The organism is Geothrix sp. (assembly GCF_030219325.1).
Taxonomy (GTDB): domain Bacteria; phylum Acidobacteriota; class Holophagae; order Holophagales; family Holophagaceae; genus Geothrix.
Genome location: NZ_CP126625.1, coordinates 593,122 through 608,104 on the forward strand (window position 1 = coordinate 593,122; position 14,983 = coordinate 608,104).

14 protein-coding genes are annotated in these 14,983 nt (G+C 68.4%); 8 read left to right on the forward strand and 6 right to left on the reverse strand.

Features of this window, described 5'->3' with window-relative positions; genetic code table 11:
* Nucleotides 1-54: 54 nt before the first annotated feature.
* Nucleotides 55-1,074: a fumarylacetoacetate hydrolase family protein gene (locus tag QOZ81_RS02605; protein ID WP_291202039.1), complete on the reverse strand. Its 1,020-nt coding sequence runs from the start codon at nt 1,072-1,074 to the stop codon at nt 55-57.
* A gap of 108 nt (nt 1,075-1,182) precedes the next feature.
* Between QOZ81_RS02605 and QOZ81_RS02610 the strand changes: the two genes are divergently transcribed.
* Nucleotides 1,183-2,094, forward strand: a complete 912-nt coding sequence (locus tag QOZ81_RS02610; RefSeq protein WP_291207563.1) for an MBL fold metallo-hydrolase — start codon at nt 1,183-1,185, stop codon at nt 2,092-2,094.
* A 12-nt stretch (nt 2,095-2,106) separates the two neighbouring features.
* Here the strand turns inward: QOZ81_RS02610 and bioA are convergent, their stop codons facing one another.
* From bioA to QOZ81_RS02625, 3 genes are read right to left on the reverse strand one after another with little or no spacing between them, the layout of a single operon-like run.
* On the reverse strand, nt 2,107-3,471 hold the full coding sequence (gene bioA / locus QOZ81_RS02615; RefSeq protein WP_291202036.1) for an adenosylmethionine--8-amino-7-oxononanoate transaminase: 1,365 nt from the start codon (nt 3,469-3,471) through the stop codon (nt 2,107-2,109).
* A 4-nt stretch (nt 3,472-3,475) separates the two neighbouring features.
* Entirely contained in the window at nt 3,476-4,084 is a 609-nt protein-coding gene (gene bioD, locus QOZ81_RS02620) for a dethiobiotin synthase (RefSeq protein WP_291202033.1), read from the reverse strand.
* Between the two features lie 26 nt (nt 4,085-4,110).
* Nucleotides 4,111-4,737, reverse strand: coding sequence for a tetratricopeptide repeat protein (locus tag QOZ81_RS02625; RefSeq protein ID WP_291202030.1), 627 nt, complete (start codon nt 4,735-4,737; stop codon nt 4,111-4,113).
* Between the two features lie 155 nt (nt 4,738-4,892).
* On the opposite strand from QOZ81_RS02625, the gene QOZ81_RS02630 reads away from it, so the two are divergent.
* Nucleotides 4,893-7,493 carry a CHASE domain-containing protein gene (locus QOZ81_RS02630; RefSeq protein WP_291202027.1) on the forward strand — a complete coding sequence of 867 codons (2,601 nt, stop codon included), beginning with the start codon at nt 4,893-4,895 and terminating at the stop codon, nt 7,491-7,493.
* Here the strand turns inward: QOZ81_RS02630 and QOZ81_RS02635 are convergent.
* Nucleotides 7,490-8,632: an aminotransferase class I/II-fold pyridoxal phosphate-dependent enzyme gene (locus QOZ81_RS02635; protein WP_291202024.1), complete on the reverse strand. Its 1,143-nt coding sequence runs from the start codon at nt 8,630-8,632 to the stop codon at nt 7,490-7,492. The genes QOZ81_RS02630 and QOZ81_RS02635 overlap by 4 nt on opposite strands.
* A gap of 90 nt (nt 8,633-8,722) precedes the next feature.
* Here QOZ81_RS02635 and QOZ81_RS02640 point away from each other — a divergent pair, with 90 nt between their 5' ends.
* From QOZ81_RS02640 to QOZ81_RS02665, 6 genes are all read left to right on the forward strand, one after another.
* The gene (locus QOZ81_RS02640) at nt 8,723-9,403 is read left to right on the forward strand and encodes a Bax inhibitor-1/YccA family protein (RefSeq protein WP_291202021.1); all 681 of its coding nucleotides are present in this window, start codon (nt 8,723-8,725) and stop codon (nt 9,401-9,403) included.
* Nucleotides 9,404-9,424: 21 nt separating this feature from the next.
* Nucleotides 9,425-10,414: a peptidylprolyl isomerase gene (locus tag QOZ81_RS02645; RefSeq protein WP_291202018.1), complete on the forward strand. Its 990-nt coding sequence runs from the start codon at nt 9,425-9,427 to the stop codon at nt 10,412-10,414.
* Nucleotides 10,411-11,403, forward strand: a complete 993-nt coding sequence (locus QOZ81_RS02650) for a peptidylprolyl isomerase (protein ID WP_291202014.1) — start codon at nt 10,411-10,413, stop codon at nt 11,401-11,403. The genes QOZ81_RS02645 and QOZ81_RS02650 overlap by 4 nt, the downstream gene beginning before the upstream one ends.
* 4 nt (nt 11,404-11,407) lie before the next feature.
* Nucleotides 11,408-11,731, forward strand: coding sequence for an RNA-binding S4 domain-containing protein (locus QOZ81_RS02655; protein ID WP_291202011.1), 324 nt, complete (start codon nt 11,408-11,410; stop codon nt 11,729-11,731).
* 52 nt (nt 11,732-11,783) lie between these two features.
* A complete protein-coding gene (locus QOZ81_RS02660; protein ID WP_291202009.1) occupies nt 11,784-12,764 on the forward strand; it encodes a 3'-5' exoribonuclease YhaM family protein in 981 nt (326 codons plus the stop codon).
* A gap of 206 nt (nt 12,765-12,970) precedes the next feature.
* Nucleotides 12,971-13,456, forward strand: a complete 486-nt coding sequence (locus tag QOZ81_RS02665) for a hypothetical protein (RefSeq protein ID WP_291202006.1) — start codon at nt 12,971-12,973, stop codon at nt 13,454-13,456.
* A 153-nt stretch (nt 13,457-13,609) separates the two neighbouring features.
* On the opposite strand, the gene QOZ81_RS02670 is transcribed toward QOZ81_RS02665, so the two are convergent.
* Nucleotides 13,610-14,974 (reverse strand): tetratricopeptide repeat protein, encoded by a 1,365-nt coding sequence (locus QOZ81_RS02670; RefSeq protein ID WP_291202004.1) that lies wholly within the window; start codon nt 14,972-14,974, stop codon nt 13,610-13,612.
* Between the last annotated feature and the right edge of the window lie 9 nt (nt 14,975-14,983).

Here is a 14,983-nt window from a genome sequence, read left to right on the forward strand (position 1 = left end):
CGGCCATGATGGTCCCGGAACGGGTCCGCAGGCAATGATCCTTGTGGGGCGGGGTCAGTCCCCGGCTTCCCCCGCGGGCGTGCCTGCATAGAGGTCGGGCAGCACGCCACCCACCAGGTGCGGCGGCATGCCCTCCAACCGCTCGGGGGCATGGACGATGGTGTTCACCAGGCGGCCCAGCCCCTCGATGTCCATGACCACTTCGTCCCCGGCCTTGAGCCAGAGGTTGTCCGTGACCTTCGAGCCGTTCAGCTCCAGCAGGCAGCCCGTCCCCACGGTGCCGCTGCCGATGACTTCGCCGGCCTGCATCTGGATGCCGTAGCTGGTGCGCTGGAGGATCTGGGCGAAGGTCCAGTTCATGCTGTCGGCATTCCCATTCGACAGTCGGTGTCCATTCACGTCGCAGGTCATGGCGGCGTGGAGGATCTCGCCCTTTGGCGTCCGCTCCAGCTTCAGCTCGTCCTTGGTGACCAGCCACGGACCCAGGCTGGTGGCGAAGTCCTTGCCCTTGCAGGGGCCCAGGGACAGCTTCATCTCCTCCATCTGGAGCATGCGGGCGCTCCAGTCGTTCATCACCATGTAGCCGAAGATGGCGGCGTCGGCCTCCTCCAGGGTGGCGTTCTTCAAGGGCCGCCCGGTGACGATGGCGACCTCCAGCTCGAAGTCGAGGCGCGTGAGGTGGTGGTCCTGCACCAGCACTTCGCCGGGCCCAGTGACGGCCAGGTGATTGGTGAAGTAGGTGACGGGGAAGAGGTCGAACTCGGGGATCATCTCCAGCCCGCGGTTGCGCCGCGCCGTGGCCACGTGCTGGCGGAAGGCGTAGCCATCGCGCATGGAGACGGGGCGGGGGATGGGTGCCAGCAGGTGGATCCTGGCGGGGTCGACCAGGGCCGTCGCAGGGGGGGCGGACGCCAGGGCCCGGACGTGGGGCATCAGCTCGTCCTGCCGCCGGATGAGGGTGAGCATGTCCACGGCCAGGCGGGGCTCGGCGGCGGCGAAATCGAGGATGCGGCCATCCGCCACCACGGCACCGATCTTCTCCGTGCCAGCCTGCAGAAAGGTCACCAGCTTCATCGCGTGCTCCAGGGCAAAAACCCAGTGTAAGCCTGGAAAAAACATGACTCAGGCATCGTGATTCATGGGCCGGAAACCCGTGCTTTCACCCCCGGGGTACACTTGCCGATGCGCACCCGCTCCCTCCTCATCAGCCTCCTTCTTCCCCTGGCCGCCATGACCCAATCCGCCACGGAACCCGCACGGATGAAGCCCTCCCACGTGGCGCACCTGCGATTGGGGCAGATGCAGGTCTGGGTTCTCCAGGACGGGCGGCTTTCCCTGGAGGCCTCCCTGCTCAAGGACATCGGTCCCGCCGAGGCGCGCCGGATGCTGGGCGGGCAGGAGGCTGCGGTGACGCCCGTGAACGCCTTCCTGGTGCGGCTGTCCGGGAAGACCGTGCTCGTGGACACGGGCATGGGAAAGGACCCTGACGAGGACTCGGGCCACCTGGCGGAGCAGCTGGAGGCCGCAGGCGTGCAGCCCGGCGAGATCGATCTGATCCTCATCACGCACTACCACTTCGACCACATCGGGGGCCTGCTGAAGACCGATGGGACGCGGGCCTTCCCCCACGCGCAGCTGTGCGTGCCCCGGAGCGAACACGACTTCTGGCTCCAGGAACCCTCCAGGCTGCCCGAGCGGCTGCGGGGCCGGATCCCGAAACTCAAGGCCCTCTTTGCCGTCTACGAAGGGGCCCGCGCTCTCCGCGCCTTCGAGGACGGCGTGGAACTGGCGCCGGGCCTCCGCGCCATGGCGGCCCACGGCCACGCGGGCGGCCACACGGCCTACGCCTTCACGTCTGAAGGACACGAACTCTGGTGCATCGGCGACCTCATCCACTTCGGCGCGGTGCAGTTCGAAAGGCCGGAGGTGGGAATCTCCTACGACCTGGAGGGCCGCAAGGCCGTGGAAACCCGTCGGAGCTTCTTCCAGCGGGCCGCGCACTCCAAGGTGGTGCTGGCGGGCGCCCACCTGCCGCGGCTGGTGGGGATCGAAGCGAAGGGCGCCGGATACGTGGCCGTGCCTGTTCTCCAGTAAAGGGTCTGGACCTCAGCGGGACAGCAGGTCCGCCAGGGTTTCCGCGGCTTCCCGGATCCTCGCAGGCGGCGTGTTCAGCGGCGGCATCAGGTACAGGCAGTCGCCGATGGGCCGCACCAGCAGGCCGTGGTCGAGGGCTTGGCGGTGCAGGCGCCAGCCGAAGCGGGCCTCGGGATCGTGGGGCTTGCCCGTGGCGGGATCCACCAGACGGCAGGCCCCGATGGTGCCCAGCACCCGCGCCTGCCGCACGGCTGGATGGGTGGACAGGGTCGTGAAGGCATCCGTCATCGCGGTGTGAAGGGTCGCGGCGCTGGCCATCACCGGCTCGTCGTCGAAGAGCGCCAGGCTGGCGCAGGCCACGGCGCAGGCCGTGGGATTGGCGGTGTAGCTGTGGCCGTGGAGGAAAGCGCGGCCCGAGGCGGGCTCGCCCCAGAACTGCCCGTAGAGGGCCTCCGTGGCCCAGGTCATGGAGAGCGGCAGCGTGCCACCCGTGAGGCCCTTGGAGAGGCAGAGGAGATCCGGCGCGACGGTTGCCTGTTCGCAGGCCAGGAAGGTGCCGGTGCGGCCGAAGCCCGTGGCCACCTCGTCGAGGATGAGGTAGACGCCATGGGCATCGCACTGGGCGCGCAGCTCCTGCAGCAGCTCTGGCGGCCACATGCGCATGCCCCCGGCGCACTGGATGAGCGGCTCCGCGATGAAGGCGGCGAGACGTCCGCCATGCAAATGGAAGAAGGCCTGGATTTCTTCCCGTGCGGCGTCCAGCCGCGCGGGCCAGCCCGCGAGATCGGGGTGGATGTCCCGCCGGGGATCCTCCGGCACCTCCAGCCGGTCGCAAGCCAGCAGCAGCGGGCTGAACAGCCCCGTCATAAAGTTCTCCAGCTCGCCCACGCCCACGGCGCCCAGGGTGTCGCCGTGGTAGCCGCCGCGCAGGGCGCCGAAGCGGGCGCGGCCCTGCTCGCCCCGCTGCAGCTGGGCCTGGAAGGCCATCTTCAGGGCCACCTCCACGGCAGTGCTGCCGTCGTCTGAGAAAAAGGCCCGGGTGAGGTTCGCGGGCAGCTTGGGGCGCAGCCGGGCCACCAGCTCCAGGGCGGGCTTGTGGGTGAAGCCCGCGAACATCGCGTGGTCGAGCTTCGCGGCCTGGCGCTCCAGCGCGCTCACCAGCCGGGGATGGCCGTGCCCATGCAGGCAGGTCCACCAGCTGGAGATGCCGTCCAGCACGCGCTCGCCGTTGGCCAGCAGGAGGTCGCAGCCCTCGCCGCCGACGACGGGAATAGGCGGATCTGCCTCGTGGACCTTCATCTGCGTGAAGGGATGCCAGACATGGGCGCGGTCCAGGATCAGGCGGTCGGACCAGTCGGGGGGCAGGGGCGTGGGCATGCCCTCAGTCTAGGACGTGGACCGGCACCGGCAGGAACCCCCGCAGCGCCGCGGCGTTTGCTTCCGCCACCTCGGGCGCCGTTCCATCGGCGCCGGGATTGAGCAGCACCGCCTCGATGCGCCAGCCCCGCAGCATGAGGGCCTCGGCCGAGAGCAGGGTGTGGTTGAGGGTGCCAAGGCCGCCCAGGGCCACCAGCAGGCAGGGGGTCTTCTGGTCCGTGGCCCAGGCCAGGAAGTGGGTGGATGGGGCCAGGGGCACCATGAGGCCGCCCACGCCCTCCAGCAGCACGCGGCCGGCGAAGGGCCGCTGGCACCACCGGGCTGCGGCCTCGAGGTCGAGGCTGCGGCCTTCCAGCTGGGCCGCGGCCAGGGGCGCGAGAGGGGCCTTCAGCACGAGGTGGCTTTCGGTGATGATCCCGGGTCCACCCACGGCGGAGGCATCGGCCTCCGGGTGGTCGGCCCGGTCCACACCGGTCTGGAAGGGCTTGCGGTAGGCCACGGGGCCGAGCCCTGCCCAGGCCCGGGCCAGCCGGGCGGCGACATGGGTCTTCCCCACCCCCGTGCCGGTGCCGAGCACCCACAGGGGACTGGGGAGGGCGTCCGGGCTTAGCATGGCGGGGCCTGCGTTTCGGCGTCCGGCTACTTCTTCAGCTGGCTGAGCATCTGGCGGGCCTGGGCGGCCTGCTCGCTGCCCGGGGCGAGGGCGATGACCTTGTTCCAGGCCTTCGTGGCCTCATCCGGCTTGTGGAGGTCGGCGGAGTACACCACGCCCATGTTGAAGAGGCTCTGGACATGGTTCGGGTCCAGCTTGTTCGCCTTCTGGAAGTTCGCCAGCGCCTTGTCGAACTGGCCGAGGTCACGGTACATCACGCCCTGGTCGGTGAGGACGTTCGGCTCGTCGGGCTTGAGGGCCAGGCCCTTGGCGTAGGCATCCACGGCCTTCTGGTGCTGGTGGGCGTCGAAGTACTCGTTGCCGAGGGAGAACCAGGCCGCGACGTTCTTGGGTTCGGCCAGGACCGTCGCCTCGAGGCGCGTGATGCGGGCCTGCACCTCGGCGCTGGGGAGGACCGGGCCCGCGGGCATGGCGCCCGGCGCCGCCCCGGGTGCCGTGCCGCCGCCCAGGGAGGGCGCGGGCATGATGGGACCGGTCGGGGCCGCCACGACGGGGCGGGCGCCGTCATGGGATTCGCCACCGAAGACGAAGTACCCTGCGAGGAATCCTGCGGCAAGGCCTCCAGCCAGGGCGAACATGATGTTGCGATTCAAGCGGCACCTCCTGATGACCCTGCGGTCCACTGGAATTCTCCCACAGGTAAGGCCCGAGGGCTCCCGTGTCGATGAAATGGGATCCCGCGCTTCCCCCTGGGAACTCCACGGTTCGCACCGCGCGCCGCGCACCCAGGGCCGTCCCGAGGCATCTGTTGACCACACCCCCATCCCACCTCCCGTTTCGGGGCCGCCTGGGCATCCTGGGGGTGCTCCTGGTCGGGATCGCCCTCTCCACCCTGGGCTTCTTCTCCGCCCAGGAGGCGAACCGCCGGCAGGTGGAGGCGGCGTTCCACGCCGCGGCCCGGGACCGCACCGAGAGCGTGATCCAGGGCCTGCAGCATGGCTTCGAGGATGTCGCGGTCCTCCGCAGCTTCTTCCAGGCCAGCGATGAGGTCACGCGGAAGGACTTCGACGACTTCCTGGCCCCCCTGCTGGCCCGTCACCCCTACATCCAAGCTTTCCAATGGCTGCCGAAGGTGACCCCGCAGAACCGGGCCGCCCTGGAGGCCGAGGCCCGCCGCCTCCACCCCGGGTTCCGGTTCTTCGAGCGGGATGCCGCCGGCAACAGCATGGAACTGCCATCGGGGGCCTCGTTTTACGGCATCCACTTCGTAGCCCCCTTCCGGGGCAACGAGGTCACCCTCGGCTATGTGGCCCAGGCCCTGGCCACGCGCCAGGAGGCCCTGGCCCGGGCCCTCCGCACGGACTCCCTTGCCGCCAGTGGCCGGATCCGGCTCATCCAGGAGACGGGCGACCAGTCCGGCGTCCTGGTGATGATCCCCGTGCGCGGCAAGGATGGCCAGCCACTGGGGGTGGTCCAGGGCGTCTTCCGCATGGGGGACCTGGTCCAGAAATCCATGACCTTCCTCGAGCCCCAGGGGGTCGCCCTCAGGCTGTTCGATGCCAGCGCCCCGGCCCCGGAGTCCCTCCTGCACGAGGAGACCTCCCCGCTGCCGCCGGTTGGGCCGACCCGGGAGGATGGGCTGCGACTCTCCAGGGCCTTCTCCCTGGCTGGCCGCAACTGGCTGGTGACCGTCACTCCGGTTGGTGGGCACTTCGCCCTGGGCACGTCCTGGCGCGCCTGGGCGGTCCTGGTGGCCGGCCTGGCCTTCTCGTCCCTGCTGGCGGGTTACGTGCGGACGCTCCTGGCCAGCGAGGCGGACATCCGCACCCAGGTGGAGTCCCGCACCCAGGAACTGGCCCAGGAGATGGAAAGCCACCGCCTCGATGCCCAGGCCCTGCGCGAAAGCGAGGCGCGGTTCCGGCACCTCATCGAGGTCATGGGCGAGGGGCTGTGGGTCCTGGATGGCCAGGGCCTGACCACCTTCGTGAATCGCCGGATGGCCGAGATGCTGGGCTACGCCCCCGCCGACATGGTGGGCCGGTCCCTGTTCGAGTTCATGACGGAGGTCGATGTCGCCCAGGCGAAACGGAACCTGACGGATCGCCGGGACGGGCACGGCATCCAGCACGACTTCCGGTTCCGCCGCCAGGATGGGGGGGAACTCTGGACCATCGTGACGGGCACCCCCGTGATGGATGAGGATGGCCAGCTGCTGAGCGTGCTCGGCGTGATCACGGACATCACGGAGCGGCGGCGCCAGGAGCAGGCGCAGCTGCAGAGCCAGAAGCTGGAGAGCCTCGGCATCCTGGCCGGCGGCATCGCCCATGACTTCAACAACCTGCTCACGGCGATCCTGGGGAACATCAGCCTGGCCCAGCTCTGCATGCCGAAGGTCGCCCCGGCCTGGCCCTACCTGGAGAACATGGAGCGGGCCGTGCAGCGGGCCACCAACCTCACCCGCCAGATGCTGGCCTATTCCGGCAAGGGGCGCTTCGTGGTGGGCCCCCTGGACCTGAACCAGGCGGTGCAGGAGCTCTCGCACCTGCTGAGCGTCTCCACCTCGAAGAAAGTGGCGATCCGCTTCCAGCTGCAGGAGAACCTGCCCACCGTCATCGGGGAGGCCTCCCAGATCCAGCAGGTGGTGATGAACCTGGTCACCAATGCGGCGGAGGCCATCGGGGAGGCGGAAGGCATCGTGTCCATCCGGACCGGGCTGCAGACTTATGGCGGACCGGACCTGGAACGGGATTTCCCCGGGCAGCCCATGGAGCCCGGCCCGTTCCTCACCCTCGAAGTCTCGGACACGGGCCAGGGCATGACCCCGGAAGTCCAGGCGAGGATCTTCGAGCCCTTCTTCACCACCAAGTTCACGGGTCGCGGCCTGGGTCTCTCCGCCATGCAGGGCATCGTGCGCGGGCACCGCGGCGGGATCCGCGTCTACAGCGAGGTGGGGAAGGGCACCACCTTCAAGGTGATCTTCCCGGCGGGGGATGGGCTCGTCCGCGAGACCGGGAATGACGCCGAAGGAGAGGCCTGGACGGGCAGCGGGACCATCCTGGTGGTGGACGATGAGGAGGCCGTGCGCCTCGTGGCCAGGGACATGGTCCGCTCCATGGGATTCGAGGTGGTCACCGCGGAGGACGGGGTCCAGGCCCTGGCCCGCTTCCGGGAGGCGTCCGGGCGGATCTGCGCCGTCCTCATGGACCTGACCATGCCCCACATGGATGGCCTGGAGACCTTCCGCGAGCTGCGCCGCCTGGACCCCGGCTGCCGGGTGGTGCTCACCAGCGGCTACAACGAGCAGGAGGCCATCCAGGACTTCCTGGGCAAGGGGCTGGCGGCCTTCGTCCAGAAGCCCTTCCTCCGGGATGACCTCCTGAAGGCGCTGCGGCGGGCGCTGGAGGCCTAGGCCCTTTTTACCTTCTCCTGCAGGGCTGCGGCCAGGGCGGCCACCTCCGCGTCGGACAGGTGCGCCCCGGTGGTGATGCGCAGACGGGCCGAGCCCTCCGGGACCGTGGGGGGCCGCACGGCCCGCACGTCGAAACCCTGGTCCTGCAGGGCCTGGGCCAGGCGGACGGCGTCGGCGTCGGCACCCACCGGAACGGGAACGATGGCCGAGGGCTGGCGGGGCTGCCCCAGGGCTTCCCGCAGGCGGTCCGCCAGGGCCAGGGCGCGCTCCCGTCGCCACGGTTCGGCCCGGGCCAGGCGAATCCCCTCCAGGGCCGCGCCCACAACCGGGGGCGGCAGGGCGGTCGAGAAAATGAAGCCCCGCGCACCGTTCAGCAGGTGGTCCCGGAGCGCCGAGTCGCAGCAGACGAAGGCGCCGAAGCTCCCGAGGGCCTTCCCGAGGGTCCCCATCACCAGGGGCACCCGCCCGTGGACCCCCTGCAGCTGGGCCAGGCCGGCGCCATCGGCACCCAGCAGGCCCGTGGCGTGGGCCTCGTCGATGAGCAGCAGGGCCCCATGCCGTTCGCACAAGGTGAGCAGGGCCGGCAGGTCAGCGGCATCGCCATCCATGCTGAACACCGCATCCGTGACCACCAGGGCCAGGGCCTCGGCCGGGGCCCCGGCCCGCCAGGCCGCCAGCTGCGAGGCCAGGTCCCCGAGGTCGAGGTGCCGGTAGATGCCGACCTGGGCCCCGTTCGCTCGGGCCATGCGGCAGCCGTCCACCAGGGAGGCGTGGTTGAGGGCATCGGAGAACACTGCGTCACCCTGGCCCACCAGGGCGGGGATGAGGGTGGCGTTGGCCTGGTAGCCCGTGTTGAAGAGCAGGCAGGCCCCGGTGCCCTTCCATCGGGCCAGGGTCGCCTCGAGCTCGTCGTGGAGGCCGCAGGTGCCCCGCAGGAGCCGGGCCGCCCCGGCCCCGGCCCCATGCTCCCGGGCGGCCCGGGCGGCGGCCTCGGCCAGGCGGGGATCCCGCCGCAGGCCCAGGTAGTCGTTTGAGCAGACATCCACCCCGGCGGCCGGGTGGATGGCCCGGTCCCGGCCCAGGGCCCGCCGGGCCTCGGCCGACTGCTGCAGGCGGGCTTGCCAGGACGGGGGGATCACGGAACCTCGGGGTGGCTCACGGCAGGGATAGGGTGGGGGAATGTTAGGATCTGAGGGGGATCCGCGTCCGGATCTCCCTTGGAGCGTGGCATGGAATTCCAGCGGTCGTGGCAGGGAGCTTCCGAAGGGACCAGGTCCCGGGTCGATTTTGTCCGAAGCGTCTACCTGTGGCTCATGGGCGGATTCGCCGTGGCGGCCCTGGGGGCCGTCAGTGCCCCATTCGTGGCCCGGGCCCTCGTGCCGGTGGTGGGTCAATACCTGGGTTGGGTCCTGTTTGGTGCCCAGTTCGGAACCTTGATGTTTGCCTCCTCGGTTCGTCGTCGGGCGCCGCTGAACAAGCTTGCCTATGGCCTGTTCACCTTCACCTCCGGTGTCATCGCGGGCATCGTGGCCCTGGTGATCGCCTCGGGCGCTGGCTTCACCCCGGTGTTTCTGGCCTTTGGCCTCACGGGAGTGGTGTTCATGACCCTGACCATTACGGCCTTCGTTACGAAGAAGGACTTCAGCTTCCTCCGTAACTTCGTCATCGTCGGCATCGCGGTCATGTTCTTTGGCAGCCTTGCCGCCATGATCTTCCACCTGCAGACCTTCAGCCTCGTCATCTCCGGCGTGGCCGTCATCGCCTGCTCGGCGAAGCTGCTCTGGGACACCTCGGCCATGCTCCGCACCAATGACTTCGGCGATCCCGCCGGCTTTGCCCTGTCCCTCTTCGTGAGCCTCTACAACATCTTCATCTCGCTGATGAACCTTCTCGGCGGACGGCGCCGCTAGCGCCCCGCATCAAGGAAATCCATGCTCCGTGCCTCCCTGATCTCCCTTCTCGCCCTCGGTGTCGTCGCCCAGGAACCCGCCAAGGTCCCCGCCCCGGCACCGGCCCCTGCGCCCGTCGTGGCGCCGGCTCCCGCCCCCAAGCCCGAGGAGGTCGTGCTCGCCAGGGTGGGGGGCGAGGCCATCACCGAGGCGGACTTCCAGGCCGCCTTCCGCCTGCTGGGCCAGCAGGAGCAGATGCAGATCCTCATGATCCAGGGCGGCAAGGAGGAGTTCGTCAAGCGCATGGCCGAGAGCAAGCTGCTCTCCGTGAAGGCCAAGCGGATGGAGCTGGACAAGACGCCCGGCTACCTGCGGGCCCTGGACCGCACCAAGGACGACCTGCTGGCCCGTGAGTACCTGGCCAAGGAGGGCGAGGCCCTGCAGAAGAAGCTGGTCGTGGCCGAGGCCGACGTGAAGACCTACTACGACAAGCACCCGGAGCGCTTCAAGCAGCCGGACCTGGTCTCGGTGCGCCACATCCTGGTGTCCGTGAAGCAGGGCGAGGACCAGCCGGGCCTGAGCGACGCGGACGCGAAGAAGCGCATCGCGAAGATCCAGGCTGAGCTCAAGAAGGGCGCCAAGTTCGAGGACCTGGCCAGGAAGTACACGGACGATCCCGGCAGCAAGGAGAGCGGCGGGCTCTACGCCGACGCGGATCCCTCGGCCTGGGTGCCCGAGTTCGGCGCCGCCGCCCGCACTCAGCCCGTTGGCAAGGTGGGCGCTCCGGTGAAGACCCAGTACGGCTACCACCTGGTCAAGGTCGAGGCGCGGAAGCCCGCCCGCCAGGTCCCCTTCGAAGAGGCCAAGCAGCCCGCGGAGAAGATGGCCCAGCAGGAGCGCCAGGCCACCGTCTGGAACGAGCTGATGGATAGCCTGCGCAAGGAGATCCCCTTCGAGGTGGTCAAGTCGGCCGCGCCCAAGGCGCCCGAGGCGCCGAAGGCCGTCGAAGCCGGCAAGGCAGGTGCCCAGTGAAGGCGGTCGCGTCCGCGCTGGCGCTCCTCCTGGCCGCCCCCATGCTGGTGGCCGAGACCAAGCCCGATGTCCGCGAGGAGATCCTCGTGGTCGTGAACAAGCACATCATCACGCGGCGCGGCCTGACCCAGGCCGTGGAGCAGCAGCACGCCGCGCTCTACCGCCAGTTCTCCGGCAAGGAGCTGGACGAGAAGCTGGCCGACGCCCGGGAAAAGACCCTCCAGGGCCTGGTGGATGCCTTCCTGCTGGAGGACAAGGGTGCCGAGCTGGGTTCCCCGGTCTCCGACGAATACGTCCGGGCCAGCATCGACGGCATCAAGAAGGAGAACAACTTCGCCACGGACGCCGACCTGGAGCGGGCCCTCAAGGGCAGCCTCGGCATCGGGCTCCCGGAGTTCATGAAGCGCCAGAAGCAGCAGGCCATCCAGCAGTTCGTGCTCCAGCGCGAGGTGTTCTCCAAGGTCGCCGTGGAGGACAACGAGCTGCGGGCCTACTACGAGGACCACAAGGACGAGTACCGGATGCCCAGCCGCTTCCGCATCCGCGAGCTGGTGCTCGCCAAGGGCGCCACCGTCGAGGAGCAGACCGAGGCCCGGAAGAAGCTGGAGGCCATCCAGGCCGAACTCAAGGGCGGCAAGGCCTTCGAGGAACTGGCCCGCCTGCACTCCACCAGCCCCAGCAAGGCCACGGGCGGCGATCTGGGCTGGATGAACAAGGGCTTCCTCCGCGCCAGCATCGAGGAGGCGGCCGTGAAGCTCAAGCCGGAGCAGGTCTCGGCGCCCATCGAGACGGACAAGGACCTCTACCTGATCCAGCTCATCGCCCTGGAGGACGCCCCGGTGAAGGCCTTCGCCGAGGTGAAGCCCAAGATCCTGGAGAAGCTCCAGGAGCCCAAGGCCCAGAACGCCATGGAACAGTACCTGGCCAACCTCCGGATGCGCGCCAACATCCGCTACCTGGTGCCCAAGGAACAGATCCTGAAGGGGTGATGCCGTGCGTCTCGACGCCTTCCTCAAGAAGAGCCTGCTCATCAAGCGGCGGGAGCTGGCCAACCAGCTCTGCGACGAGGGGATGGTGCGGGTGAACGGGGTGCCCCGGAAGGCCAGCCAGGACGTGAAGGCCGAGGACGAGCTGGAGTTCCCGCTCTACAACCGCGTGCTCAAGGTCCGCGTGCTCTCCCTGCCCGAGGGCAACGTGAAGAAGGCGGATCAGTGGTCGCTCTTCGAGGTACTGGAAGACAAGCGGATTCCCCTGGACCTGGGTTTCGGCGACGAGGATCCCTTCGCGGCTCCGCCCAAGGCGCCCCGGAATCACTAGACAATCGTTGTCGCACCCCAGGGCCCATCCTGGCGCGACGCATGGAGCCCTGATGCCCGACCAGCCCCCCATCCGCAGCCTGAAGGAGGGCGACTCGTTCCAGGGCTTCCTCCTGGCCCAGGAGGCCGCCTACAAGGTCAGCACCAAGGGCAGCGAGTACCTGGAGCTGAAGCTGGCCGACGCCTCCGGCGACCTGAAGGCTTTCCTCTGGGACGTCCGGGCCATCGAGGGCGACATGGAGGCCATTCGGGCCGATGCCTTCCTGCGGGTGAAGGGCACGGTCACGAGCTACAACGGACGCCTCCAGATGAAGCTGGACAAGGCCCGGTTCGCCGCGGACGCGGAGGTGGGCGACTTCTCGGCCTTCTTCCCCGTGAGCGCCCGGCCCGTGCCCGAGATGCTGGCGGAGCTGGACGGGGTCATCGCCTCGGTCCGCGATCCCTGGATCCGACAGCTGCTGACGGCGCTGTTCGTGGAGGATGGCGACCTCCGCGCTGCCTTCGCCCTGGCGCCCGCGGCCAAGTCCATGCACCACGCCTACCTCGGGGGGCTGCTGGAGCACACCCTCTCGATCCTGGGCATGGCGGAACGGGCCTGCGCCCACTACCGGGCGCTGAACCGCGACCTGGTGGTGGCCGGCGTCTTCCTCCATGACGTGGGGAAGACGGCCGAGCTGAGCTATCAGCGCAGCTTCGGGTACACCGATGCCGGCAACCTGCTGGGCCACATTGCCCTGGAGGCCGACTGGATCAGCCGCGCAGTGGGCAAGATCCCCGGGTTTCCCGAAGAGCTGCGGATGCAGATCCTGCACATCGTCCTGAGCCACCACGGGCGCCTGGAGTTCGGCTCACCGGTGCTGCCGAAGACCCCCGAGGCCCTCCTGGTCCACTATCTGGACGACCTGGACGGAAAGCTGGAAGCCATGTTCCGGGCGGTGCAGGATGAGGCTGGCGGCGGTTCCTGGAGCCCCTACAGCCGGGCGCTGGAGCGCATGATCTACCGCAAACGGTGGCCCGAGGCGAACCGGGCCTGAAGCCTGTTCGGATTCGAACAGGCTCGATCCTGCCCGACCATTACTGGACAGGAAGGTACCGCCGAGTCGGGGGCTCTGGGCAGGACCCGCTGGGCAAGCCCAGGGGGGAAGTGCTGGTAATTCAAGAGCTGTGCCTTTTCGACCAGGGTAGAAAATTCCTGGCACGGCTCTGGCTCTGAGAGATTCAGCCCTTCCTGAGGTGGTCCATGAAGCTCTCCCGCAAAGCCAAGCGCTACGACGACTCGGTTCTCCCCGGGGAGTTCCAGGGTTTCGAGACCTTCCATCAGACGGACATCGAACTGGACGGGACGCTGGATGGCTTCCTGCGCCGGGCCGAAGGCGGGGTGCAGCTGGGCGAGATGGTGCTCGAGCGCCACGTGCCCAAGAAGCTCAGCTTCGCCAAGCTGAAGACCAAGGCGGAAAAGCTCTCCGAGCAGGTGGACTACCTGAAGGAGCGCCTCGAGATCGTGGACCACGACCGGCGGGGGATGTACATCCAGCTCCGCAGCCTGCCGCCCTACAAGGACGACACCCAGATCCAGTTCAACGAGATCAGCATCGGCAAGAACAAGATCGTGGTGAAGCGCATCGCCTTCTACCGCAAGGACGAGGTCAAGCAGCAGGTGCCCCTCCAGCTGTCCGAGCTGGAGCTCAAGCGTCTCCTGTTCGATATTCGACAGGCCATTGCGTAGCGTTTCATGCCATTTGTTAATTGAGTCATAACTGCAAAAAGGGCGCCATGGGCGCCCTTTTTGATGATCCAGGATGGTGGCCAACCTCGTTGTGATGCTCTGCTCGACGGGTGCCCAAACATGACGCTGCATCGCAGCGCCATGTTTGACCCGTCAGAGCATCGCCATCCACGAGCCACTCTCATTCCGGATGGGGCCTTCGGGCAGGTCGCTTTCCTTGAACATGAAGTGGTTGCTGTTCCAGCTTCCGCAATTCTCGCAGCGATCGGCGAAGTCCTGGGTGCGCTGGTTGCACACCGCGCACTCGTAGCGCAGCTTGAGGATCCCCAGGTTGCGGAGCAGCTGGCGGTACTCGTTCAGGGCCGCGTCCAGGCGGGCCCGGCGGCTGTGGATCTTGGCCATGAAGAAGAAGAGGATGGGGCTGTAGACCACCTGGCTGCGGACCTCCTGGAACAGGTCCAGGGCCTCGTCCAGGATCTCCAGGCGGTAGAGCATCTTGCCCAGGAAGAACTTGGCGGTGGTGGCGTGCTTGGAGGTGGCCGCGAGTCGCCGCATCAGGGCGAGGCCGTCCTCGGGGCGGCCCAGCTGGATGAAGTAGTCCTCGAGCTCCTGCAGGAAGGTGCCCTCCCCGGTCTTGCGGAAGCCCTCGATGAGGATCTCCAGGCCCTGGGCCTCCTGGTCCTGGAGGATCATGCAGCGGCCCAGGCTGAGGTAGGCCGGCACGAAGTCGGGCTCATCCTTGATCACCTGCTGGAAGATCTGGGCGGCATCCTTGAACTGATCCGCGTCGACCTTGGCCATGCCGATCTGGTAGGCCAGGGCCGAACCCTGAGCCTTCTCGGCCTGGGTGAGCTCGGCGGCGAAGTGGGACAGCAGCTTCTTGTGGGCCTCGGCCGCCTCCTCCCAGCGCTGGGCCTCCATGTGGATGGCCCGCAGGCGTCGCCAGGCGCGGAGCGCCTTCTTGGGGTGGTCGGCGGCCAGCTTCTTGAGCACGGCCACGGAGGCCTCGGGGTTCCGGACCGCCATGAGGGCCTCGGCCAGCTGGTAGCGGCCCTCGACCTGGTCGGGCACCTCGTCGCAGAGGGTCTGGAAGAGCTTCACGGCCTCATCGGCACTGCCGGTCTTGATGAGGATCTCTCCCAGCAGGATCCGCGCGGGGATGTGCTCCTTGCGCTGCTCGAGGATGGTCTCCAGGATCTCCTTGGCCTCGCGGGGCAGCCCGTGGGCCACGAGGTCACGGGCGTCCTGCATGCGCTCCGAGATGCGCTTCACCAGGCGCGTGTCGGCGGAATCGTTGAGCCCGCGCACCAGGCGGATGACTTCCATGATGCCGGTGTAGAGGACGTTGAGCAGGAATCCGAGCAGGAACGTGATGAGGATGACGCTCTGCAGCTTGATGCTTTCGCCGAAGACGACCACCTCGCGCACCAGCAGCTCGTGGTTCGTGAGGTACAGGTTGCCCAGCACCATCAGGACCAGCAGCAGCAGCACGATGAAGAACACATTGACCAGACGCATGGGCGGCCC